The sequence below is a fragment of the Dyella jiangningensis genome (assembly GCF_003264855.1).
In the GTDB taxonomy this organism is placed as follows: domain Bacteria; phylum Pseudomonadota; class Gammaproteobacteria; order Xanthomonadales; family Rhodanobacteraceae; genus Dyella; species Dyella jiangningensis_C.
Map to the genome: position 1 here is coordinate 505,687 of NZ_NFZS01000001.1, position 23,194 is coordinate 528,880.

Consider the following 23,194-nt stretch of genomic DNA (forward strand, 5'->3'; position numbering starts at 1 on the left):
AGGGAGCCACGTCATGGCAGCCAAGCCATTTCTCAGCGACATCGAAACCATTCGCAAACGCGCGCGCGAGCATATCGACCAGGGTGCGATCACCGCCGGCTATACCGCCGATCGCGAGACCGTGATCAAGCTGCTCAATGAAGCGCTGGCCACCGAAATCGTGTGCGTGCTGCGTTACAAATATCACTACTACATGGCCAAGGGCATTCACGCCAAGAGCGTGGCGGCCGAGTTTCTCGAGCATGCCAACGAAGAGCAGGCGCATGCCGATCAGATCGCGCAGCGCATCACGCAGTTGGATGGCGCGCCGAATTTTTCGCCGGACGGACTGCTCTCGCGCAGCCACGCCGACTACGTGGAAGGCGACGATCTCGTCGACATGATCAAGGAAGACCTGGTGGCCGAGCGCATCGCGATCGACAGCTATCGCGAGATCATCAATTACATCGGCACCGCCGACCCCACGACGCGGCGCATGATGGAAGACATCCTCGCGATGGAGGAAGAGCACGCGGAGGATCTTGCGACGTTGCTGGATGAGCTGGGCAAGAAGGGCGAGCCTGCAAAGGCGCGGCCGGAGAAGAGCACGAAGCATTAGTCAGCGGATCGCGCGCAGCCGCGTTATCGGTGCGAGCTGTCCAACCGGAGAGGCATCATGCCGATGTCGAGCCCTGCGGCCCGCCCGGGCCATGTGATCCTGCGTGCCGTGCTGACGGTGCTGTCCATCGCGGTGCTGCTGGCGTGCGTGTTGATGTGGTGGATGACGATGTTCGACACGCCGCAGCCTGTTGCGTCGTCCGCGGATACGCAAGGCGCGGCCGTCGCGGCCGCGCAGGCGAGTGGATCGGAATAAGACACAAAAAAACGCGCCACCCGAAGGTGGCGCGTTTCACAAGAGCGATCAGGCCTTCTTGTCGGCTTCGTAGCGGGCCATGCCGCTATTGATCTCGGCCTTCGCCTCGTCGGCGCCGACCCAGCCTTCCACCTTCACCCACTTGCCCTTCTCCAGGTCCTTGTAGTGCTCGAAGAAGTGTCCAATGCGCTCCAGCCAGTGGCCGGACACCTGCTTGATGTCCTTGATGTGCGCGTAGCCCGCGAAGATCTTCTCCACCGGCACCACCACCAGCTTCTCGTCGCTGCCCGCTTCGTCGGTCATCTTCAGCATGCCGACCGGATGGCAACGGATCACCGAACCCGGCACCAGCGGCAGCGGCAGGATCACCAGCGCGTCGAGAGGATCGCCGTCGCCGCCCAGCGTGCCCGGCACATAGCCGTAGTTGCACGGATAGCGCATCGGCGTGGACAGGATGCGGTCGACGAAGATCGCGCCGCTTTCCTTCTCCACCTCGTACTTGACGGGCTCGGCATCCTTGGGGATTTCGATGATGACGTTGATTTCGTCCGGAACCTTGCGGCCGGCGGAGACGAGGTGCAGACCCATGGGCTTGATCCTTGGCGTAGTCAAAAGCAAAGACTTGCAAGGATACGGCAAAATGCTGGTGCGTCGCAGCAGCGACGAGCGGCAATTCAGTCTCTGGCCGGGGCTGGCGGGGCCATCAGGCCTGGTAAGGCCGCTCGCGCAACCACTTGGTGGCAATCCATTTTTCGCCCTTGATCACGGGCAGGCCGGCATGCAATGAGGCCTGGTCGCCGGTCTCATAGGCGAAATAGACGGCCGAACCGCGCATCGCCGTCACCGTCAGTCCGATGCTCGGAAAGCCGGTGCCGCCGCCTTCCGCGGGCGTGTTGAGGTACATCACCACGCTGGCGATGCGCTGGCCACCACGCGCCGTGACCGCGCTGAAGCCGGGCTGCGTGGGATCGAACCAGTCGAAATGCGGCTCGTATTCCTGGCCCGGCTGGTAGTGCAGGATCTGCAGCCCTTCGCCATGGCTGACCGGCATGGCGAGCAGATCGGCGATGCGCTGCTCGATGCGTTGCACCAGCGGTGTTTCGCCGATGCGGAAGAACATGCCTTGGCTGGTGCGCCGTTCGTCGGTCTGGTGGCGGCCTTCCACATCCACGGTCTGCGATCGTTGCAGGCGCGGCTTCGCTTCGGCGATCAGGCCTTCGCATTCTTCCGCGGTAAGCATGTTTTCCAGAACACGTACGACGGGTTTGTCGGTGCTGATCGTGACACGCAGCGTATGCCCGTCGACGGTCTGTTGCGGCGGCTCGGGATGGCGCGTGCGCCGTCCGCTGGAGCCTGGCTTGCTCGCGGCCATCACCGTGGCCAGCGGCAGGTTGAGCACGCGTGCCACCATCTGGCGGCTCTGCTCGCCACCGTAGCCGGCATCTTTCATCAGCTTCATGAGATCGCTGAGGCTATGGCCGGAACGGGCCGTGGCGAGGATCCACTCGCGAAGCTCGGGACGAATCGTGTGGTTGCTCATCGGTACGAGAGAGTGCGCCAGCTCAGGCTGGCGCACCATGTTACGCAGGGAGCGCGATTACTTCACGTGATCCCACAGGTAGGTATAGCCGAGCGCACTCATGAAGGCCGCCTGCTTGTTGTCCGCCGCCGCGCCGTGGCCGCCTTCGATGTTCTCGTAGAAGCTGGTGTCATAGCCCAGCGTTTCGAGTTTCGCGGCCATCTTGCGCGCGTGCACCGGCCCCACGCGATCATCGCGCGTGGAGGTGGTGAACAGCACCGGCGGATACTTCTTGCCGGCCGTGGCGTTGGCGTAGGGCGAGAAGGTCTTGATCCATGCCCATTCCTGCGGCTTGTCGGGGTCGCCGTATTCGGCGATCCACGAAGCGCCCGCCGACAGATGCGTATACCGCTGCATGTCGAGCAGGGCCACCTGGCTCACGATGGCGCCGTACAACTGCGGATACAGCGTGAGCATGTTGCCCATCAGCAGGCCACCGTTGCTGCCGCCCATCGCGCCCAGGTGCGCGGGCGAGGTGATCTTGCGATCGAAGAGATCCTGCGACACGGCCGCGAAGTCCTCGTAAGCACGCAGGCGATTCGCCTTCAACGCCGCCTGGTGCCAGCGTGGGCCGTATTCGCCGCCACCACGGATGTTGGCGACCACGTAGACGCCGCCCTTCTCAAGCCATGCGCGTCCCACGCTGCCGCTGTAGGCCGGCTGCAGCGAGACTTCAAAGCCGCCATAGCCGTACTGCAGGGTGGGATTCTTGCCATTCGTCTGCAGGTTCTTCGGCGCGATCTCGAAGTAGGGCACGCGGGTGCCATCCTTCGACGTGGCGAAGTGCTGGCTCACGTCGTATTTCGAGGCGTCAAAGAAGCTCGGGCTGTGCTTGATCGCCTGCGCCTCGCCCTGGCCCAGCGTGCCCAGGTACAGCGTGGTGGGCTGCAGGAAGCCGCTGACAGTGAGGAAGTAATCGTCGTTGTGGTCTTCGTCCACGGCGGCGGCCGCGATGGTCGAGAGCTTCGGCGCGCCGCCCAGGCTCTCGCGTTTCCACGCGCCGGGCTGCGGCGTCAGCACTTCCAGCGTGTTCACCACGTTGTCCATCACGTTGAGGATCAGCTGGTGACGCGTCCACGAATAGCCGTCCAATGCCGTGGCGTCGGTGGATTCGAACAACACGGTGAGATCGCGCTTGCCTGCCATGTAGTCGTCGAACTTGGTCGCCAGCAGCGAGCCGGACTTGTAGGTCTTGCCGCCGACGTTCCAGTCGCTGCGCGGTTCGATCAGCAGCCACTCGCGGTGCACGCCGGTGTTCGCATCGGTGGGCACGTCGATGCGCGTGAGCTTGCCGTCCTTGCCGCGCAGGAAGGTTTCGCTGTCATAGAAGGCGATCTGACGCGTGACGAAGTCGCGCTCGAAACCGGGCGTCTGGTCGCGGAAGGCCGACACGCTCATGTCGTCCGTCTTCACTTCATACACCGTGACGGCGCTGGCGAGCGGCGTGCCGCGCTTCCACTCCTTCACGATGCGCGGGTAGCTCGAGGTGGTCATCGAGCCGGGGCCGAAATCGGTGGCGACGTAGATGTGGTCCTTGTCCTTCCAGGCGATATCGGTCTTCGCCTCGGGCAGTACGAAGCCATCCTTCACGAACTGCCTGGTGGGCAGGTCGAACTCGCGGATCACGCTGGCGTCGGCGCCGCCGCGCGAGAGCGCGACCAGGCAGCGCTGGTTGTCGGGCTTCAGGCAATAGGCGCCGTGCCACACCCAGTTTTCATTCTCGGCCTTGCCGAGCGCGTCCAGGTCGATCACGGTCTCCCAAGTCGGCTGATCCTTGCGGTATTCCTCCAGCGTCGTGCGTCGCCACAGGCCGCGCGGATGGTCCTGGTCGCGCCAGAAGTTGTAGTAGAGGTCGCCGATCTTGCTGACCATCGGAATGCGGTCATGCGAGTCGAGCACTTCCAGGATGCGTGCATCGAGCTGCTTGAACTCGGCGCTGTCGGCGTACTGCTTCACCGTCTGCGCGTTCTGTTGCTTGACCCAGTCGAGCTGCTTGGGGCCGTGGATGGTTTCGAGCCACAGGTTGGGATCCTTGGCGGGCGTTGCGATGTGGTCGGTAGCGTGCGTCATGCCGACGAGTGTGACGCCAAGGGCGAGGGTGAGCCACAGGGAGGGCTTGGGTGCCATGGAAGTTCCTTCTTGGTGAGGTCACCGCGACCATCTCCCTCTCCCCTCTGGGGAGAGGGTCGGGGTGAGGGGCGGGTGCTTGCGGGATGACCGCTTTGGGCGAGCTTTTAACAGCTTCAAAGCAGGACCGAGGCCAGCGTGGCCCCTCACCCCAACCCTCTCTCCCACGGGGACTACCTTCGGGTCGCCCAAACGGGAGAGGGGGCAAACGTGCCGGGCGGGTTCGCCCGATCACCATGTCAGTGACCGGGCGCGCCATGGTTACAGCAGAGGAATCAGCAAAAGGGCCACGATGTTGATGATCTTGATCAGCGGATTCACCGCCGGACCCGCCGTGTCCTTGTACGGATCGCCCACGGTATCGCCGGTCACCGCCGCCTTGTGCGCATCGGAACCCTTGCCGCCGAAGTGATCATCCTCGATGTATTTCTTGGCGTTGTCCCAGGCGCCGCCGCCGGTGGTCATCGAGATGGCGACGAACAGGCCGGTGACGATGGTGCCGATCAGCACGCCGCCCAGCGCCTGTGCGCCAGCTTCCGCGCCGCCCAGCCACTTGAAGCCGAACACCACCACGACCGGCACCAACACTGGCAGCAGCGAGGGCACCAGCATTTCCTTGATCGCCGACTTGGTCAGCATGTCCACGGCGCGCGAGTAGTCGGGCTTGGTGGTGCCTTCCATGATGCCCTTGATCTCGCGGAACTGGCGGCGCACTTCCTCGACGACCGCACCCGCCGACCGGCCCACCGCTTCCATCGCCATCGCGCCAAACAGGTACGGGATCAGGCCGCCGATCAGCAGGCCGATGATCACGTACGGGTTGGAGAGATCGAAGCGGAAGTCGGTGAGGTTCAAGTGCTGGTTGAGGTTGTGCGTGTAGTCGGCGAACAGCACCAGCGCGGCAAGGCCGGCCGAGCCGATCGCATAACCCTTGGTCACCGCCTTGGTGGTGTTGCCCACGGCATCCAGCGGATCGGTCACGCCGCGCACTTCCGGCGGCAGCTCGGCCATTTCGGCGATGCCACCGGCGTTGTCGGTGATCGGGCCGTAGGCATCCAGCGCGACGATCATGCCGGTCATGCTGAGCATCGCCGTCGCGGCGATGGCGATGCCGTAGAGGCCGGCCAGCTGGTAGGCGCCCCAGATCGCGGCGCACACGGCCAGCACCGGCAGCGCGGTGGACTTCATCGACACGCCGATGCCCGCGATGATGTTGGTCGCGTGGCCCGTGGTGGACGCCTGCGCCACATGCTGCACCGGCTTGTACTCGGTCGCGGTGTAGTACTCGGTGATCACCACCATGGCACCGGTAAGCACCAGGCCGATCAGCGCACAGCCGTAGAGATGGCCCACGCCATAGGACGAATCGGCCATCAGCTGGCTGGTGATCGGCCAGAACGCGATCGCGGCGAGCACCGCCGATACCGCCACGCCGGCGTACAGCGCATTCATGATCTTCGGTCCGCGCGCCTTCACGAAGAAGGTGCCGATCACCGAGGCCACGATGGATACGCCGCCCAGCACCAGCGGGAACAGCACGCCGTTGCTGCCGGTCTGCTCGGCCATGACGCCGCCCAGCAGCATGGTGGCGATCAGCGTCACCGCGTAGGTCTCGAACAGGTCGGCGGCCATGCCGGCGCAGTCGCCCACGTTGTCGCCCACGTTGTCGGCGATCACCGCCGGATTGCGCGGGTCGTCCTCGGGAATGCCCGCTTCCACCTTGCCGACGAGGTCGGCGCCCACGTCCGCGCCCTTGGTGAAGATGCCGCCGCCCAGGCGCGCGAAGATCGAGATCAGCGATGAGCCGAAGGCCAGGCCGACCAGTGCGTGCAGCGCATGCATGGTCTCGTAGCCGAAATGCATGAGCACGGCGTAGTACGCGGTGACGCCGAGCAGGGCGAGGCCGACCACCAGCATGCCGGTGATGGCGCCGCCGCGGAACGCCACGTTGAGCGCCGCTGCGAGTCCGCCACGTGCCGCTTCGGCAGTACGCACGTTGGCCCGTACCGAGACGTTCATGCCGATGTAACCGGTGGCGCCAGAGAGGATTGCGCCGATCGCGAAACCGATCGCGGTGCCCCAGTCCAGTGCAAAGCCAATGATCAGGAACAACACCACACCGACGCCGCCGATGGTGGCGTACTGGCGATTGAGATATGCCTTCGCGCCTTCCTGGATCGCGGAAGCGATCTCTTGCATGCGTGCGTTGCCCGGCGATTTCGCCAAGATCCAGCGCACGGACAGCGCGCCGTAAAGAACCGCCAGGACCGCACATGCCAGCACGATCCACAAGCCATACTGCTGCAGCATCGGAGCCTCCCCATGGGTGGAAACCACATCGTCGGGACCCGCCACCGGCACCCCGACACGGCGGCCGCCCTTGCGGGCGGTCATGGGCGAGTATAGGCAGAGGATCACGACAGTCGTGTTGTGCGACGCAACGCACTGCGGCATTGGCGCACAAAAAAGGCGGCGCCTTGCGGCGCCGCCCCGGTTTGGCTCAGTGGATGTGGATCAGCGGATCACCATGTCCAGGATCATGTTGTCGCCGATCGAGACGAGCAGGTAGTTGCCGTCGTCACGCACCCAGCGATAGCCGTACGGTGGTGGTGCCAGGCGGTAGTAGCTGTAGTCGTTCACGATATACATCGGGCCGTCGTAACGATAGCCGCGCGCCCAGCGAGGATGGCCGTAGTAGTGACGATCGCTGTAGTAGCGACGCTCCCAGTACTCGTGGCGATCGCGGTCGCGTCGACCCTCGTCGCGGCCATGCCAGCGGTCGCGATCGTGGTGGTCGTCGCGGTCATGTCCCCGGCGATCGTGGTCATGCCCCGGGTCGGCCAGGGCGGCGCCGCTGCCGGCAAGCAGGGCCAGGGCTACGAGCACGCTGGTAAGGGTTTTCATCACGTCCTCCTCGAAGTGCCGCCGTCGCGCAGGGGCTTTGGTCAGGCGAGCGCATCGTAGGAAGATGCGTCTGAACGCAGGGCGTGATTCCACCTTCACGCCCTGCGGGCTTTCAGCCATCGCTCATCCAGATGAATCGGCCAGTCAGCTGGCGAATGGAGACGCTCATGTTCGTGCGGGTCGTGCTGGTGCTCGCGGCGTTGCTCGTCCTGCTTTACGGCGGCCTGTGCCTGTCGATGTATCTGGGCCAGCGGCAGCAGGTCTATCACCCGGAAGCGTCATGGCAGGTGCGGCAGTCGCCGGATGTCGAACTGCTGCACGATGGCGTGAAGCTGCGCGGCTGGGTCATGAATCCGGGGCGTGGCAAGGCGCTGTTGTATTTCGGCGGGAACGGTGAACGCGTGGAGGACTCACGGGCCGATCTCGCACGCTGGTTGCCCGATCGAACGATCTACCTCGTGGCTTACCGGGGCTACGGCGCCAGCGAAGGAACGCCCGGCGAAACGGCCCTGGTGGGCGACGCCGTTGCGTTGTTCGATGAGGTGGCGCCGCAGTATTCAGCCGTCGCGGTGCTCGGGCGCAGCCTCGGCAGTGGCGTCGCCGTGCAACTGGCCGCGAAGCGACCGGTGGAACGACTGGTGCTGGTGACGCCATTCGACAGCCTGGTGCGCGTGGCTGCAGGCTATTTCCCGTGGGTGCCGGTAAACGCCTTGATGCGCGAGCGCTTCGAATCGTGGCGCTATGCCGGCGCCATCCGCTGCCCGGTGCTGGTCATCCAGGCCGAAGAGGATGAAGTGATTCCGGCGGTGCGAACCAGGGCGCTGGTCGGCGCCTTCGGCCAGCCACCCGCGCTGCAGGTGGTGGCCGATGCGGGGCACAACACGATCCAGGACTACGCCGACTACCGCGTGAGCCTGGATCGCTTCCTTCGCTGATGCTCAGCGCGCGAACGGCTCGAGCTTGCGCGCCACCGCCGTGTTTTTCAGCGCGATGTACTGCGGCAGGCCGTTCTTGCCGTAGGGCAGCGGCGCCTCGCCCTGGATCAGCGGTGCGAGATAGCGTCGCGCCGCGGCCGTGATGCCGAAGCCGTCGCGGGTGAGGAAGCTCGCCGGCATCTTCTTTTCACGGTTGGCGATCTTGGAAAGCGGCGCCGGTTCGATCTTCCAGCGATAGGGCGCGTCGTTGGTACGGACGATCACCGGCATCACGGCATTCATGCCGGCCAGTGCGTACTCCACGGCGGCCTTGCCTACGGCATACGCCTGGTCGGCATCGGTCTTCGAGGCGAGGTGGCGTGCCGAGCGCTGCAGGTAGTCGGGCAGCGCCCAGTGGTACTTGTAGCCGAGCTTTTCCTTCACCAGCGAGGCCAGCACCGGCGCCACGCCGCCCAGCTGCGAATGGCCGAATGCATCGCGCGTACCCGCCTCGGCGAGGAACTGGCCTTCGGCGTTGAGCAGGCCTTCGGAGGCCACCACGGTGCACCAGCCCACGCGCTCCACCGTCGCCTTCACCTTGGCGAGGAAGGCGGCTTCGTCGAAGGTGCGCTCGGGAAACAGGATGATGTGCGGTGGCGCATCCGCGCCTTCGCCGGCGAGACCCGCGGCAGCGGCGATCCAGCCCGCATGGCGGCCCATTACTTCGAGAATGAATACCTTGGTCGAGGTATCGGCCATGGAGGCAACGTCGAGGCTGGCTTCCAGCGTGGATACCGCGGTGTACTTCGCCACCGAGCCGAAACCCGGGCAGCAATCGGTGACGGCGAGATCGTTGTCCACCGTCTTCGGCACGCCGATGCAGCGGATGTCGTAGTTCATCGCCTTGCCGAGCTGCGAGATCTTCAGCGCCGTGTCGGCCGAATCATTGCCGCCGTTGTAGAGGAACCAGCGGATGTCATGCGCACGGAACACCTCGATCAGGCGCTCGTATTCCGGACGGTTCGCCTCCAGTGATTTCAGCTTGTAGCGGCACGATCCGAACGCACCGCCCGGCGTATGGCGCAGCGCCGCGATCGCGGCCTTGGTTTCCTTGCCGGTGTCGATCAGTTCCTCGCGCAGCGCACCGAGAATGCCGTTGCGCGCCGCGTAGACCTGCACGCCCTTCGCGCGCGCCGCTTCGATCACGCCGGCCGCGGTGGCATTGATCACGGCGGTCACGCCGCCGGATTGGGCATAGAGCAGACGACCTTGGGGTTTGGATGCTGATGTCATGGGGTTTCATCCGGCAGGGCGAGGTTGCCGTGCTCATCAAACACGAAGTACGGGTTGAACGCGAACTCCCACAGGTGCCCGTCGGGGTCCGCTATGTAACTGGAGTAACCGCCCCAGAATGCTTCCTGCGGCCGCTTCACCGCACGTGCGCCCGCCGCCACGGCTTCGGCGAACCACGCATCGACCTCGGCCTTGGAGCCGGCGTTGCGTGCCAGCGTGACGCCGGCAAACCCAGCCGGCTGGTCGTCGACGTGGGCGTCCTCCGCCAGTGCCGTGCGGCCATACAGGGCGAGCACGCCCGCGCCACCCTTCAGGAAGACAATATTCTCGTTGCTGGCGGAGGACGCCTTCCAGCCCAGCGTCTCGTAGAAGCGGCTGGAAGTGGACAGGTCGCTCACGCCGAGCGTGACAATGTGGATCCGGGGTGCCGTCATGGGTGTCTTGCTCCTGTGGTGAATCCCGGAAGCTTAATCCCGGCGTCGCAAGACATGTCGTGACATCCGCGTGTCAGTGCCAACTCGTTTCATAACAGTAACTTGGCGCGATCCGGGCGCTGGTCTCGTTTGACGGAACCGGCCGCAGAAGCTAATTTGCACGCTACTTTTCCGCTTTTCGCGGGGCTTCCGTGTACCGGTGGCCCGCGGATACCTCTGGAGCACTATGCGACTCGTCCTACTTGGTCCGCCCGGTTCGGGCAAAGGCACCCAGGCTGCGCGTCTGAAGGTGGAACTCGGCGTCCCGCACATCTCGACCGGCGACATGCTGCGCGCGGCCGTGGCGGCCGGCACGCCCACGGGCCTGAAGGCGAAAGCGGTGATGGACGCCGGCAAGCTGGTCTCCGACGACATCCTGCTGGCGATGCTCGAAGAGCGCCTCTCGCAGGACGACGTGAAGAACGGTTTCATCCTCGACGGCTATCCGCGCAACCTGGCCCAGGCCGACGCGCTGGACCATCTGCTGGCCAAGATCGGCCAGCCGCTGGATGCGGTGGTGAAGCTCGACGTGCCGAACGAAACGATCATCGCCCGCTGCGAAATCCGTTTCGCCGCGGAGCATCGCAAGGACGACGACCCGGTGGTGGTGCGCGACCGGCTCAAGGTGTATGCCGAGCAGACCGCGCCGGTCGCCGATTTCTTCGAGCGCCGCGGCAAGCTGCAGGTGGTCGATGGCGTGGGTGAGCTCGACGAGGTCACCGGTCGCGTCAAGCGCGCGCTGGCCGACGAATCGGCCGCCGCGAACGGTTGATGTGCTTCCGGGCCGCCGCAAGGCGGCCCGATGGTTTTCGGGGCCGGCTTCGCCGCACCCGTTGTTTCAAGCGAACAGGTCTAGCATGCGTCTGCATATCCTCGGCATCTGCGGCACCTTCATGGGCGGCGTCGCCGCGCTGGCGCGCGAGCTCGGGCTCACCGTCGAGGGCTCCGACGCCAACGTCTATCCGCCGATGAGCACCCAGCTGGAATCGCTGGGCATCCGCCTGATGGACGGCTATACGGCCGAGCATCTCCAGCCCGCGCCCGATCTCGTGGTGGTAGGCAATGCCATGACGCGCGGCAATCCCGCCGTGGAATACATGCTGGATCAGCAGCTGCGCTACATCTCCGGCCCGCAATGGCTCGGCGCGACGCTGCTGCCGGGTCGCGAGGTGTTGGCGGTGGCCGGCACGCACGGCAAGACCACCACCACCAGCCTGCTGGCTCATCTGCTGGAAAGCGCGGGCCTGTCGCCCGGCTTCCTGATCGGTGGCGTGCCGGGCAACTTCGACGTCTCTGCGCGCAAGGGCAACGGCAAGCCCTTCGTGATCGAGGCCGACGAGTACGACAGCGCCTTCTTCGACAAGCGCTCGAAGTTCGTGCACTACCGGCCACGCATCGCCATCCTCAACAATCTCGAGTACGACCATGCCGACATCTTTCCCGATGTCGCCGCGATCCAGCGCCAGTTCCATCACCTGGTGCGCACCGTGCCGGGCAACGGTAGGCTGATCGTCAACGCGCACGATCATCACCTTGCCGAAGTGCTGGCCATGGGTTGCTGGACGCCGGTGGAAACCTTCGGCATCGGTCAGGGCGACTGGCAGGCGGAGCTGCTGGCGGCCGATGGCTCCGCGTTCCGCGTGCATCGCAAGGGCGAGCTGCTCGGCGAGATCCACTGGCCGTTGCTGGGCAACCACAGCGTGATGAATGCGCTGGCGGCCCTCGCGGCGGCTGCGGCGGCAGGTGCCGACCCGCGCGCGTTGCTGCCGGCCTTCGCCGAGTTCCAGAGCGTCAAGCGCCGCATGGAAGTGGTGGGCGAGGTGGGCGGCGTGCGCGTGTACGACGATTTCGCGCACCATCCCACCGCGATCGCCACCACGCTCGCGGGCCTGCGCGCCAAGGTCGGTGCGTCGCGCATCGTGGTCGCGCTGGAGCCGCGTTCCAACTCCATGCGCCTGGGCGCGCATGCCGAGGCGCTGGCGCCGTCACTGGCCGACGCCGATGCGGTGGTGTTCCTGCATCGCCCCGAATTGCCGTGGGATGCCAGCCGCGTGACGGGCGCATTGAACGGACGCGGCAGCACCGTGCCCACCGTCGATGCGCTGATCACCGCGTTGCGCAGCGACGTCCGCGCCGGTGATCACGTGGTCTTCATGTCGAACGGCGGTTTCGAGGGCGCACCGCGCCGTTTCGCCGAAGCGCTGAAATCCTGAGGTTGCTCTCACCTCATCTGTAGGAGCGCACCCAGTGCGCGACCGCAGAGTCACGGTATCAACGCCCTGTAGGGCTTTCGCGCACTGGGCGCGCTCCTACAAGGGCATCGCATCCGATCGAACCCGTTAGACTTGCCGCATGGCAGCCCAGATTCCCTACCTCGACCTGCCGCTGTTTCCGCTGGGCATGGTGCTCTATCCCGGCGGACAGTTGCCGCTGCGCGTCTTCGAACGACGCTATCTCGACATGGTGCGCGAATGCGCGCGCACCGGATCGTCGTTCGGCGTGTGCCTGATCCTCGAAGGGGAAGAGGCCGGTGCGCCGGCGACACCGGCGGCGGTCGGAACGCTCGCGCGCATCATCGATTTCCATAATCGCGAAGACGGCTTGCTCGGCATCCTCATCGAAGGGACCGAGCGTTTTCGCGTCGCGCGCACGCGCGTGCGCTCCGACGGACTGGTGCGTGGCGACGTGGAGCTGTGGCCCACCGAACCCACCCATGAGGTCCCGGTGGAGCTTGCGTTGCTTCCCTCCATTCTCGAGCGGCTGGTCGATTCCATGGCGCCGCAATGGCGCAACGCGCCGCGCCAGCTCTACGACGATGCGGGCTGGGTCGGCTTCCGTCTGGCCGAACTGCTGCCGCTGCATGATGACGAGCGCCAGCGCATGCTGGAGATCACCGATCCGCTGCGGCGGCTGGCCGAACTGCGCGATATCCTGCCGCGCTTCCAACGCGGCTGATCCCTCACCGGCATACCTGTAGGAGCGCACCCAGTGCGCGATCGCGGAGACGGGGTGTATCTCGGACCAGGTTCTTCGCGATACGAACCCGCATCAGCGCCACGACGCGGCAGGCTTTTCGCGCACTGGGTGCGCTCCTACACTGGATGTTCCTCGAACAAGGCGCACTCCTCATGACCAGCCTGGCCGGCAAGACCCTCTTCATCACCGGCGCTTCGCGCGGCATCGGCCTGGCCATCGCGCTGCGCGCGGCACGGGACGGGGCCAATATCGCCATCGCCGCCAAGAGCAACGTGCCCAACCCGCGGTTGCCGGGCACCATCCACAGTGCGGCAGCGGAAGTCGAAGCGGCCGGCGGCAAGGCGCTGCCGATCAAGTGCGATATCCGCGAAGAGGACGAAGTGCATGCCGCCGTGGCCGCCACCGTGGACGCCTTTGGCGGCATCGACATCCTGGTAAACAACGCCAGTGCGATCTGGCTGGCGGGGGCGCTCGACACGCCGATGAAGCGCTTCGACCTGATGCAGCAGGTGAACTCGCGCGGCAGTTTCCTGTGCGCGCAAGCGTGCATGCCGCATCTGCTGAAATCCGCCAACCCGCATATCCTGACGCTGGCGCCGCCGCCGTCGCTTGATCCGAAGTGGTGGGCGCCGCACACGGGCTACACGCTGGCGAAGATGGGCATGAGCTTCGTCACGCTCGGCCTCGCCGGTGAGTTCGGGCCGCAGGGCGTGGCGGTGAATGCGTTGTGGCCGCGCACCATCATCGCCACCGATGCGCTCAACATGATTCCCGGCGTGCCGATCGAGCGCTGTCGCAAACCGGACATCGTCGCGGACGCCGCCCACGCCGTACTCACGCGGCCGGCCAAGGGTTTTGCGGGCCAGTTCCTGATCGACGAAGACGTGCTGCGCGAGGCCGGCATCATCGACCTGTCGCCCTATGCGATGGACCCGGCGAAGTCGCCGCTGCCGGACCTGTTCCTGGATTGATCGTGGCGGCCTGTCCCTTCTGCGAGATCGCTGCGGGCCGTCTGCACGCCAGCGTGGTGGCGCAGACCGATCGCGTCATGGCCTTCCTCGATCTGCGCCAGGCGACCGAGGGTCATGTGCTGGTGATACCACGCCAGCACGTGGAGACCCTTTTCGAGATCGATCCCGAACTGGCCGGCGAGGTCATGCAACTGGGTGTGCGTGTGGCGCAGGCACTGCGCACCGCGTTGCGGCCGTCCGGACTCAACCTGTGGCAATCCAATGGCGCGGCGGGCGGGCAGGAAGTGCCGCACTTCCACCTGCACGTGCAGCCGCGGCGCGTGGGCGACGGCCTGTTGCGTGTCTACGCCGACCGCCCGCCGGCCCCGGCATCGCGCGACGTGCTCGACGCTCTGGCCGCGCGCATCCGCCCCTTTCTTTCCCCTTGATGGCGCATCCCCGGCGCGAGGAGCACACCATGAAATACCTCCACACCATGATCCGCGTCCGCGACGTCGACGCCAGCCTGCGCTTCTTCTGCGACGGCCTGGGGCTGAAGGAAATGCGCCGGATGGAAAACGCGGCGGGCAAGTTCACGCTGATCTTCCTGGCCGCGCCGGGTTCGCCGGAGGCCGAGGTGGAGCTGACCTACAACTGGGACTCCACCGAGGATTACGGCAGCGCCCGCAACTTCGGCCACCTGGCGTTCCAGGTCGAGGACATCTATGCGACCTGCGCCCACCTTCAGTCGATGGGCTACACGATCAACCGTCCGCCGCGCGACGGTCACATGGCGTTCGTGCGTTCGCCGGACCTGGTGTCGGTCGAGCTGCTGCAGGACGGCCACCTGCCGCCGCAGGAACCGTGGGCGTCGATGCCCAACACCGGTGTCTGGTAAGCATCGGACGGCACCCCTCTCCCCAGGCATCCCCTAGGCCATAGGTGCTAGCCGGCGGCCGGGGCTCCCGCTTCTGTTCGAATGTCCCTGCATCCTTTGTGGGGTGACTCCCGCCGCCGCAGTTGTATATTGTGTGATCCATATCACATTTCTGTAGCAGTCGCGGATTAGCGTGGCGCGACGGCGTGGTAACCGGGGGGTGGCCAGCTGACAGGGCTGCGACCGGCCGGAACCTGTAACCCTTGCCAGGGGAAGGGGAAGAAGCCATGGCTGTGTTGAGGGAGGAAGCCAGACGATGCGTCGTCTGGTTCGGGCAGCCTGCCAGCGAGGAACGTGCTGGCCTGGCCGAAGCGGGCTGGATCATTCGCGTTGCCGACGCCAGTACGCAGGGCGGTGTGGGTATGCGCAACAACGACACGGTGGTGGCGCTGGCCGATCTCAGGCAGGCGGCCCCGGCCTCGTTCCAGGCCATGGCCCAGCTGATGGCCGACCACCCCTGGCTGCCCTGGGTAGCGTTGATTCCGCCCGAGATGCCCGGCCATGAGCCGCTGACCGATCGCATCCTCGAAGCCAGCATCGAGTATTTCGCCACGCCGGTGGACGTCGACCGCCTGGTCGAGGCCCTGGACCGTATCGGCGGCGACCGGCCGCGGGCGGCCGAACCCAGCGACATCGGCGTGACCGGGCGCAGCGCCGCCATCGGCGCCGTCGTGGCCAGCATCCGGAAATACGCGCCGGTCGAGCTGCCGGTGTTGATCACCGGCGAAACCGGCACCGGCAAGGAAGTGGCGGCGCGGGCACTGCACGGCTTGTCGGCGCGCGCGGATCGCCCGTTCGCGGCGATCAACTGCGGCGCACTGCCGCCGAACCTGGTGCAGTCGGAGCTGTTCGGCCACGAGCGTGGCGCATTCACCGGCGCCAACGCACGCCGCATCGGCCATTTCGAATCGGCGGCCGGTGGCACCGTGTTTCTCGACGAAGTCGGCGACCTGCCGCCCGATGCGCAGACCAGCCTGTTGCGCTTCCTGCAGGAGGGTACGCTCGAACGTGTCGGCAGCAGCCAATTGATCAAGCTCGATGTGCGCGTGCTCGCCGCCACGCATGTCGACCTGGAAAAAGCGGTGGAGCTCGGACGTTTCCGCGAAGACCTGTATTACCGCCTCAATGTGTTGCGCCTGCGCATGCCGGCGCTGCGTGAGCGCGAGGACGACGTGGTGCTGCTGGCGCAGCGCTTCCTCGATGCGTTCCGCGAACTGCATCCGAGCCGCGCGCGCGCCTTCAGTGCGAGCGCACGACGGGCGATGCTGGATTTCGCCTGGCCCGGCAACGTCCGCGAACTGCTCAACCGCGTGCAGCGTGCCGCGGTGGTGGCGGAGGATCCGTTGATCAGCGTGAGTGATCTGGATCTCGCCGACGTGCTGACCAAGCAGGCAGCCCGTTCCAGCCTGGGCAGCACGCGGGTGGCGGCCGAGCGCGACGCGGTGATCGCGTGCCTGCGCGAGAGCCGGTTCAACGTCAGCGAATGCGCGCGGCGGCTAAAGGTGTCGCGCGTGACCATCTACCGGCTGTGCAAGAAGCACCAGTTGGCACTCGACGAGCTGCGCTGAACCCATGCCGGGATGGTTGATCACCGCATCCGTGCGGGATGACCGGCGGATGCTCGCTTAGCGTGGCCGGTGGGGCGCCCGCCCGGCCACCTGACCCGCAAGCACCCGCCGCTCACTCCGCGCGTCGAAGCATCACGGCGGAAAGGAAGGCCCCCGGCCCGCAGGGGTCGGGCCGGGGGCTTCCGTTGGTGCCCCGGCCACAGGGGTTGCCGGGTTACCGCCCTCGTTGCCGCCTTGCGGCGGAAGATCGTCGAACCACCTGCCGTCCGAACCCTGGTGGAAGAAGAGATTCACTTGCCAGCTGCGATGGCTGCGCCGGTGGTGCCCCGGGCCATCCAGGAGCGTCGCCTGTCCGCCGCCGTGGTTTCCCTGCCACGGTGCCCGGTGCGTCGTCGCAGCTGGCTTCCCACCTGTACAGCACATACGCAGCAAGCGGTGTGCCAACCGCGCGAATGGCGCGATAAAGCGGCTTTGTTGGCCATTTCCGGCATCCGTGCGCGTTCGGGGGCGTCTTGCGCGCGTTACATGGGCAAGGGCGGCCACATGGCCGTGATGGCCGGCAGCCCGCGCCGTTGTGCGGTTTTCAGGCATGTGTAACACATCGGTTATAGCGAACAGGGGAAAGTTGACACCTCGCCGGCCGTGATCGCTGGCGGGCTTCCGTGCAAAGCGGGAGCGCAAGCCTTACGATGCGTGACGCGCCGCACCACGCTGCGGCGTTCCCTGATCCGGTTCCCCTTCACCCAGCATGGCAGCGTCCTGGACGATGCCTGGAGTACGACATGCACGCGCACGACCCGTCCGCCCAATCCCTGATCGATCTCGGCAAGCGCTACTGGCTGCCGGTGTATCGACCGCGTGATGTGGTGCTGGACCACGGCAAGGGATCGCGCGTGTGGGACACGGAAGGACGCGAGTACATCGATCTGGGCGCCGGCATCGCCGTGAATGCTCTGGGCCACCAGGACCCGGATCTGCTCGAAGCGTTGACCACGCAGGCGGGCAAGTTGTGGCATTCCAGCAACGTGTTCTACACCGAGCCGCCGCTGCGCCTCGCCGAGGAACTGGTACAGGCCTCCGGTTTTGCCGAACGCGTATTCCTGTGCAATTCGGGCACCGAGGCCAACGAGGCTGCGATCAAGCTCGTGCGCAAGTGGGCTACCGCACAGGGGCGCGAGGCGGCCAAGCGGGTCATCGTCACGTTCCGTGGTTCGTTCCACGGCCGCACGCTGGCGGCCGTTACCGCCACCGCGCAGCCGAAGTACCAGGAAGGCTACGAACCGCTGCCGGGCGGGTTCCGCTACCTCGACTTCAATGACGCCGCGCAGCTGGAGGCCGCCTTCGCGCAGGGCGATGTCGCCGCCGTAATGCTGGAGCCGGTGCAGGGCGAAGGCGGCGTGTTGCCGGCGGCGCCCGGTTTCCTCAAGCGCGTGCGCGAGCTGTGCGACCAGCACGACGCCTTGCTGGTGCTGGATGAAATCCAGTGCGGCATGGGTCGCACCGGCACCCTGTTCGCCCATGTGCAGGACGACGTGCAGCCGGACATTGTCACGCTCGCCAAGGCGCTGGGTTGCGGCTTCCCCATCGGTGCCATGCTGGCCGGCCCCAAGGTGGCCCAGACCATGCAGTTCGGCGCGCACGGCACCACCTTCGGCGGCAATCCACTGGCTGCTTCGGTGGCGCGCGTGGCGCTGCGCAAGCTGTCCTCGCCCGAGTTGCTGTCGAACGTGACGCGTCAATCGCAGGCGCTGCGCGAAGGCCTGCTGCACATCAATGCATCGCTCGACCTGTTCGACGAAGTGCGCGGTCGCGGCCTGATGCTGGGCGCGGTGCTCAAGGACGCGCACAAGGGCAAGGCCGGCAGCATGCTCGATTTCGCTGCCGCCCATGGCCTGCTCGTGCTGCAGGCAGGTCCGGACGTGCTGCGCTTCGTGCCGCCGCTCAACCTCGGCGACGACGATCTCGCCGAAGGTCTCTCGCGCCTCGAAGCCGCGCTGCGCGCCTATCTCGCCGGCTGAAACCGCGCTTTCTGCGGGAGCGCACCCTGTGCGCGACCGCGGCGCCGCCGCATGGTTACGTTACCGCTGCGTTGCTTCTTCGCGCGCAGCACGCGTCCCGAAAGCGGCGTTTGCCCGAACCACGGCGCCGCATGATCATCACGGCGCCAGGCTCTTCCGCGGCGATTCATCGACCACGCTGGCGCCCGGCGGATTACGTGTCGCTTCCACCTTCCCGGAGCGGCATTCCGCAGCCACGGCAATAGCGCGCATCAGGCGGGTGCCCTTCAAGCCCACATCCCACGCAGGCCCGGCGCTGCTGCCGTGCCTGCCGCATCCCGCTCGCCAGCTCCGCAGCGAAGATGCCGGTGGGCACGGCGATGATGCAGTAGCCCAGCAGCATGATCAGTGAAGTCACCAGCTGTCCGAGCGTGGTATGCGGCGTGATATCGCCGAAGCCCACCGTGGTCATCGTCACCACCGCCCAGTACATCGCGCGCGGAATGCTGGTATAGCCGTTTTCCGGCCCTTCGATCAGATACATCAGCGCGCCGAAGATCAGCACCAGGGTGAGAATGGTGCTGAAGAACACCAGGATCTTCGGTCGTGCCCGCAGGAAGGTGGACCAGAGCATGTCCGCCTCGCTCACGTAGCGGGTCATCTTCAGCACCCGGAAAATGCGCAGGATGCGCAGCGCACGCACCACCATCAGGTGCTGGCCGCCGGCGGCCAGCAGCGTCAGATAGGTCGGCAACACCGCCACCAGGTCGACGATGCCGAAAAAGCTGAAGGCGTAACGGCGCGGTTGCGAGACCACCAGCAGCCTCGCCAGGTATTCCGCGGTAAAGGCGAGGGTGAACAGCCATTCGAGCAGCGTAAACGCGCGGCCGAGCCTGGCATGCAGGTCGTCGACCGTGTCCAGCACCGCCACCAGAATGCTCGCGAGGATCGCCACCATGAGCACCAGGTCGAACAGGCGCGAGGCGGTGTCGTCGTGACCGAAGATGATGCGGAACCATCGCGCTCGCCAGCCGTGCTGGGCCGCAGCTGCGATGGCGCTGTCGAACGGAAACCGCGGCTGCACGTTCATGTGTACGGGCCTCACACGCGATGGCGCCAGCATAGCGCCGCTGCGGTGACCTGCGTCGTCGCGGCGACCCTGTAGTCAGGGCAGGCCAAACCAGTCCAGCGCCCGGAGCAGGCCGGTCAGGTCACGGTAGTGGTGTGCATGCAGGCCGGCATCCAGGGCGCCCTTTACGTTGGCTTCGTTGTCGTCGATGAACAGCGTCGCTTCCGGCGACACGCCAAGCCGCTCGATGCACGCGATATAGACCTGAGGATCCGGCTTGCTGGCGCCGAACTCGGCGGATGCAAAGGCACGTCCCGCAAAGAGGGGAAACAGCGCCGGCGCGATCACCGGCAGTTGCCGCGCCATCAGCACGCCATTGTTGGTGAGCAAGGCGATCGGGACGCGCCGGGCAACGCGATGCGCCAGCGCCAACACGTCCGGGCGGACCTGCGTGGCCGCGCGTCGCGCCGCGGTCCAGTTTTCCTCGCTGATCGGTTGCTGCAGCTGCGCGCCCAGGGCATCGAGGTAGGCCTGCGGCGTGAGCGCGCCACGGTCCGCAGCGTCCTCGATGCCTGATGCGTAGATCGCCGCGCAAACTGCTTCCGATGTGCTGCCGATGGCCTGGGCGAGATGGCCGACGCGGATCGAGCGATCGTAGTCGACCAGCACGTCGTCCAGGTCGAACAGCACGCAGCGGAGCACGGGCTTATCCCGCGCGCGCCGCCTTCATCGCGCCGCGTGCCGCCTCCAGCGTGTCGGCAACGTCCTGCTCGCTGTGCGCGCTCGAGACGAAACCGGCCTCGAACGCCGACGGTGCGAGGTAGACGCCGCGCTCCAGCATGCCGTGGAAGAAGCGGTTGAACATCGCCGTATCCGCCGCGGTCGCCTGCGCATAGCTCTCGACTTTCCCGGCCGTGAAGAACAGCCCGAACATGCCGCCCACGCGATTCGTGCTGAAGGGAATGCCTTCACCGTCCGCGATCGCCTGCAGGCCATCGGTGAGCAGGCGCGTGCGCGCGGCGAGCTGGTCATAGAAGCCCGGCGCCTGGATCAGTTCCAGCATGGCCAGGCCCGCAGCCATCGCCACCGGATTGCCCGAGAGCGTACCCGCCTGGTAGATCGGGCCGGCCGGCGCGATCTGCTGCATCAGGTCGCGGCGACCGCCATAAGCACCCACCGGCATGCCGCCGCCGATGATCTTGCCGAAGGTGGTGAGATCCGGCGTCACGCCGTAGTACGCCTGCGCGCCGCCCAGGGCGACACGGAAACCCGTCATCACCTCGTCGAAGATCAGCAGCGCGCCATGCTTGGTGCACAGCTCGCGCAAAGCCTGCAGATAACCGTCCTTCGGCGGAATGCAGTTCATGTTGCCGGCCACCGGCTCGATGATCAGGCCGGCGATGTCGTGGCCGTGCTCGTCGAACAGGCGCACGGCGGCATCGATGTCGTTGTAGGCGAGGGTCAGCGTGAGATCGGCATTCGCCTTGGGCACGCCCGGCGACGTCGGCACGCCAAACGTGAGCGCACCGGAGCCCGCCTTCACCAGGAAGCTGTCGCCATGGCCGTGATAGCACCCTTCGAACTTCACGATCAGGCTGCGATTCGTCGCGCCGCGCGCCAGGCGAATCGCCGACATGGTCGCTTCGGTGCCGGAATTGACCATGCGCACCATGTCGATCGACGGGATCAGTCGCGTGATCGTCTCGGCCATGGTCACTTCGGCCGGGCAGGGCGTGCCGTAGGAGAGGCCGTTCTTCACCGCGCGTTCTACCGCCTCGCGCACCTGCGGATGGTTGTGGCCCACGATCATCGGGCCCCACGAACCCACATAATCGATGTAGCGCTTGCCTTCCACGTCCCACAGACAGGCGCCATCGGCACGTGCCGTGAAGAACGGTTCGCCGCCCACCGACTTGAAGGCGCGCACCGGCGAATTCACGCCGCCGGGCATCAGCTGCTGCGCGCGTTGGAAGAGTTCATGGTTGGTGGTCATCGTGGCACTCAATGCGTCGTGAAAAGTTGGGTGAAACGCGCGGCGGCGCCGCGGACGTCCGGATCGCCGAATACGGCCGAAACCACGGCCAGGTAGTCCGCGCCGGCATCGATCAGGGATCCGCCATTGTCCGGCGTGATGCCGCCGATCGCCACCCGAGGCAATCCCAGCGCGGCGGTCTGTCGCAGTAGATCGAATGACGCCCGCCGGGCATGCGGCTTCGTGGGCGACGGAAAAAAGGCGCCGAACGCGAGGTAGTCGGCCCCGGCCGCAGCCAGTTGATGCGCGCGGTCGGCGGAGTCGTAACAGGACACGCCAATGATCGCTTCCGGCCCCAGCACCGCGCGGGCCGCGGCGATATCGCCGTCGTCCTCGCCCAGGTGCACGCCCGCAGCGCCTGCGGCCAAGGCCAGCGGCACGTCGTCGTTGACGATCAGCGGCACCTTGCGGGCGGCGCAGAGCGCCCGGATCGCCCGCGCCTCGGTGAGGCGGCGGGCCTGGTCGGTGGTCTTGTCGCGGTACTGCAGCAGGCGGGCGCCACCGGCCAGGGCCAGCGCCACCACTTCGAACAGGTCCGGGCGCGGACCGTCGGTGATCACATACAGGCCGCGGCCCTTAAGTTGGGAGTGCATCGGTTACGTCCTGAAAAAACGGGGCCATACGCTTTCGCATCGGCGGGGGAGTTGCGAGAATGCGCCTCTTATTCTCCATATCAAGCAGTCCAGCGATGAATCAGAGCACCAACGAAACCGGGACCTTTCGCAAATGGATGTGTGTCGTCTGCGGCTTCATCTATGACGAGGCGCTGGGCCTGCCCGAGGAAGGCATCGAGCCCGGCACGCGCTGGGCGGACGTGCCCGACACCTGGACGTGCCCCGATTGCGGCGCGACCAAGGACGATTTCGAGATGATCGAAATCGACTGATTTCGCTCACCACGTTGCCCGCAAACGGCCCGATTCCGTCATCGTACGGACCGGGCCGTTTGCTTAGATAGCTCCTGCAAGCCGGAAACGATGGCGCGCAACCACGCAGGAGCAGCACCGTGCAGCAGTTCATTCCGTTCGAAGACGATTGGGACGCCCTGGAAAATCTCCGTCCCGACATGCTCGTTCCCTACCACGTCGGCGTCCCCTGCCGGCACGACCTGGCCGCCGCGAATCACTGCGACGCCCCCGCCGCCACGATGGCGAGCGCATCACCCACCGCGACCACGTTGTTCGCAACGGCACCCGCAGTAAGTTCCCATACGTAGGGCGTTGCCTGTGGGCTGGGATAGCCGGGCGAAGGTGTCGAGTCCGCTTCCTTCCCGCGGCTCGCGCCTCGGATAGGCGCGCTCTATCCGCAACCCGGTCGCGGTAGCCATCAGGAAATACGGAAGCGGCAAGCTGGCCCGGTGCGCGTCGCAGCGACCGCACACCGGGCTGGCGTCGTTCATGGTGAACGCCGTGGAGAGGCGGTGACCGTGTAGCCGCACCGCGCACGAATCGCACGTGGCCGCCGCAACTAAGAAGCGGCAACAAGAACGCAGGCTGCCGCTTCTCCACAAACGCCTACAGACA

General features: G+C 66.0%; 24 protein-coding genes. 13 read left to right on the plus strand and 11 right to left on the minus strand.

What is annotated here, in order from left to right; genetic code table 11:
* Window positions 1-13: 13 nt before the first annotated feature.
* Window positions 14-598, plus strand: coding sequence for a ferritin-like domain-containing protein (locus CA260_RS02145; protein ID WP_111980812.1), 585 nt, complete (start codon window positions 14-16; stop codon window positions 596-598).
* Between the two features lie 57 nt (window positions 599-655).
* On the plus strand, window positions 656-853 hold the full coding sequence (locus tag CA260_RS02150; RefSeq protein WP_111980813.1) for a hypothetical protein: 198 nt from the start codon (window positions 656-658) through the stop codon (window positions 851-853).
* Window positions 854-901: 48 nt separating this feature from the next.
* On the opposite strand, the gene ppa is transcribed toward CA260_RS02150, so the two are convergent.
* The 5 genes from ppa to CA260_RS02175 all read right to left on the minus strand — a co-directional run bounded on the left by ppa (window position 902) and on the right by CA260_RS02175 (window position 7,463).
* The gene (gene ppa, locus CA260_RS02155) at window positions 902-1,441 is read right to left on the minus strand and encodes an inorganic diphosphatase (RefSeq protein ID WP_038623236.1); all 540 of its coding nucleotides are present in this window, start codon (window positions 1,439-1,441) and stop codon (window positions 902-904) included.
* Between the two features lie 115 nt (window positions 1,442-1,556).
* The gene (locus CA260_RS02160) at window positions 1,557-2,393 is read right to left on the minus strand and encodes a 2OG-Fe(II) oxygenase (protein WP_111980814.1); all 837 of its coding nucleotides are present in this window, start codon (window positions 2,391-2,393) and stop codon (window positions 1,557-1,559) included.
* A 57-nt stretch (window positions 2,394-2,450) separates the two neighbouring features.
* On the minus strand, window positions 2,451-4,559 hold the full coding sequence (locus CA260_RS02165; protein ID WP_111980815.1) for a prolyl oligopeptidase family serine peptidase: 2,109 nt from the start codon (window positions 4,557-4,559) through the stop codon (window positions 2,451-2,453).
* A gap of 261 nt (window positions 4,560-4,820) precedes the next feature.
* Window positions 4,821-6,869: a sodium-translocating pyrophosphatase gene (locus CA260_RS02170; RefSeq protein ID WP_111980816.1), complete on the minus strand. Its 2,049-nt coding sequence runs from the start codon at window positions 6,867-6,869 to the stop codon at window positions 4,821-4,823.
* Window positions 6,870-7,073: 204 nt separating this feature from the next.
* Window positions 7,074-7,463 carry an RcnB family protein gene (locus tag CA260_RS02175; protein ID WP_111980817.1) on the minus strand — a complete coding sequence of 130 codons (390 nt, stop codon included), beginning with the start codon at window positions 7,461-7,463 and terminating at the stop codon, window positions 7,074-7,076.
* A 167-nt stretch (window positions 7,464-7,630) separates the two neighbouring features.
* Between CA260_RS02175 and CA260_RS02180 the strand changes: the two genes are divergently transcribed.
* Window positions 7,631-8,398, plus strand: coding sequence for an alpha/beta hydrolase (locus CA260_RS02180; RefSeq protein WP_172461698.1), 768 nt, complete (start codon window positions 7,631-7,633; stop codon window positions 8,396-8,398).
* Window positions 8,399-8,401: 3 nt separating this feature from the next.
* Here CA260_RS02180 and CA260_RS02185 read toward each other — a convergent pair whose 3' ends face one another.
* Both CA260_RS02185 and CA260_RS02190 read right to left on the minus strand, forming a co-directional pair.
* Window positions 8,402-9,670: a 6-phosphofructokinase gene (locus CA260_RS02185; RefSeq protein WP_111980819.1), complete on the minus strand. Its 1,269-nt coding sequence runs from the start codon at window positions 9,668-9,670 to the stop codon at window positions 8,402-8,404.
* On the minus strand, window positions 9,667-10,104 hold the full coding sequence (locus tag CA260_RS02190) for a VOC family protein (RefSeq protein WP_111980820.1): 438 nt from the start codon (window positions 10,102-10,104) through the stop codon (window positions 9,667-9,669). The genes CA260_RS02185 and CA260_RS02190 overlap by 4 nt, the downstream gene beginning before the upstream one ends.
* A gap of 226 nt (window positions 10,105-10,330) precedes the next feature.
* Between CA260_RS02190 and CA260_RS02195 the strand changes: the two genes are divergently transcribed.
* The 8 genes from CA260_RS02195 to CA260_RS02230 all read left to right on the plus strand — a co-directional run bounded on the left by CA260_RS02195 (window position 10,331) and on the right by CA260_RS02230 (window position 18,592).
* On the plus strand, window positions 10,331-10,915 hold the full coding sequence (locus CA260_RS02195; RefSeq protein ID WP_111980821.1) for an adenylate kinase: 585 nt from the start codon (window positions 10,331-10,333) through the stop codon (window positions 10,913-10,915).
* 85 nt (window positions 10,916-11,000) lie between these two features.
* Window positions 11,001-12,356, plus strand: coding sequence for a UDP-N-acetylmuramate:L-alanyl-gamma-D-glutamyl-meso-diaminopimelate ligase (gene mpl, locus CA260_RS02200; RefSeq protein ID WP_111980822.1), 1,356 nt, complete (start codon window positions 11,001-11,003; stop codon window positions 12,354-12,356).
* A 139-nt stretch (window positions 12,357-12,495) separates the two neighbouring features.
* Window positions 12,496-13,098, plus strand: coding sequence for an LON peptidase substrate-binding domain-containing protein (locus CA260_RS02205; RefSeq protein WP_111980823.1), 603 nt, complete (start codon window positions 12,496-12,498; stop codon window positions 13,096-13,098).
* 173 nt (window positions 13,099-13,271) lie between these two features.
* On the plus strand, window positions 13,272-14,090 hold the full coding sequence (locus CA260_RS02210; protein ID WP_111982965.1) for an SDR family oxidoreductase: 819 nt from the start codon (window positions 13,272-13,274) through the stop codon (window positions 14,088-14,090).
* A gap of 2 nt (window positions 14,091-14,092) precedes the next feature.
* A complete protein-coding gene (locus tag CA260_RS02215; protein ID WP_238149588.1) occupies window positions 14,093-14,518 on the plus strand; it encodes an HIT family protein in 426 nt (141 codons plus the stop codon).
* A gap of 29 nt (window positions 14,519-14,547) precedes the next feature.
* Window positions 14,548-14,967 (plus strand): VOC family protein, encoded by a 420-nt coding sequence (locus tag CA260_RS02220; protein ID WP_111980824.1) that lies wholly within the window; start codon window positions 14,548-14,550, stop codon window positions 14,965-14,967.
* A gap of 266 nt (window positions 14,968-15,233) precedes the next feature.
* Entirely contained in the window at window positions 15,234-16,574 is a 1,341-nt protein-coding gene (locus CA260_RS02225) for a sigma-54 dependent transcriptional regulator (protein WP_111980825.1), read from the plus strand.
* Window positions 16,575-17,356: 782 nt separating this feature from the next.
* Window positions 17,357-18,592, plus strand: coding sequence for an acetylornithine transaminase (locus CA260_RS02230; protein ID WP_111980826.1), 1,236 nt, complete (start codon window positions 17,357-17,359; stop codon window positions 18,590-18,592).
* Between the two features lie 193 nt (window positions 18,593-18,785).
* On the opposite strand, the gene CA260_RS02235 is transcribed toward CA260_RS02230, so the two are convergent.
* The 4 genes from CA260_RS02235 to thiE form a co-directional block, all read right to left on the minus strand.
* Window positions 18,786-19,661 (minus strand): ion transporter, encoded by an 876-nt coding sequence (locus CA260_RS02235; RefSeq protein WP_111980827.1) that lies wholly within the window; start codon window positions 19,659-19,661, stop codon window positions 18,786-18,788.
* Window positions 19,662-19,736: 75 nt separating this feature from the next.
* Entirely contained in the window at window positions 19,737-20,342 is a 606-nt protein-coding gene (locus CA260_RS02240; protein ID WP_111980828.1) for an HAD family hydrolase, read from the minus strand.
* Window positions 20,343-20,346: 4 nt separating this feature from the next.
* Window positions 20,347-21,633, minus strand: coding sequence for a glutamate-1-semialdehyde 2,1-aminomutase (gene hemL, locus CA260_RS02245; protein WP_111980829.1), 1,287 nt, complete (start codon window positions 21,631-21,633; stop codon window positions 20,347-20,349).
* 8 nt (window positions 21,634-21,641) lie between these two features.
* Window positions 21,642-22,265, minus strand: coding sequence for a thiamine phosphate synthase (gene thiE, locus CA260_RS02250; protein ID WP_111980830.1), 624 nt, complete (start codon window positions 22,263-22,265; stop codon window positions 21,642-21,644).
* A gap of 95 nt (window positions 22,266-22,360) precedes the next feature.
* Between thiE and CA260_RS02255 the strand changes: the two genes are divergently transcribed.
* Together CA260_RS02255 and CA260_RS02260 are read left to right on the plus strand one after the other, a co-directional pair.
* On the plus strand, window positions 22,361-22,558 hold the full coding sequence (locus CA260_RS02255) for a rubredoxin (RefSeq protein ID WP_111980831.1): 198 nt from the start codon (window positions 22,361-22,363) through the stop codon (window positions 22,556-22,558).
* Window positions 22,559-22,677: 119 nt separating this feature from the next.
* Window positions 22,678-22,887, plus strand: a complete 210-nt coding sequence (locus tag CA260_RS02260) for a hypothetical protein (RefSeq protein WP_111980832.1) — start codon at window positions 22,678-22,680, stop codon at window positions 22,885-22,887.
* Window positions 22,888-23,194 lie beyond the last annotated feature (307 nt).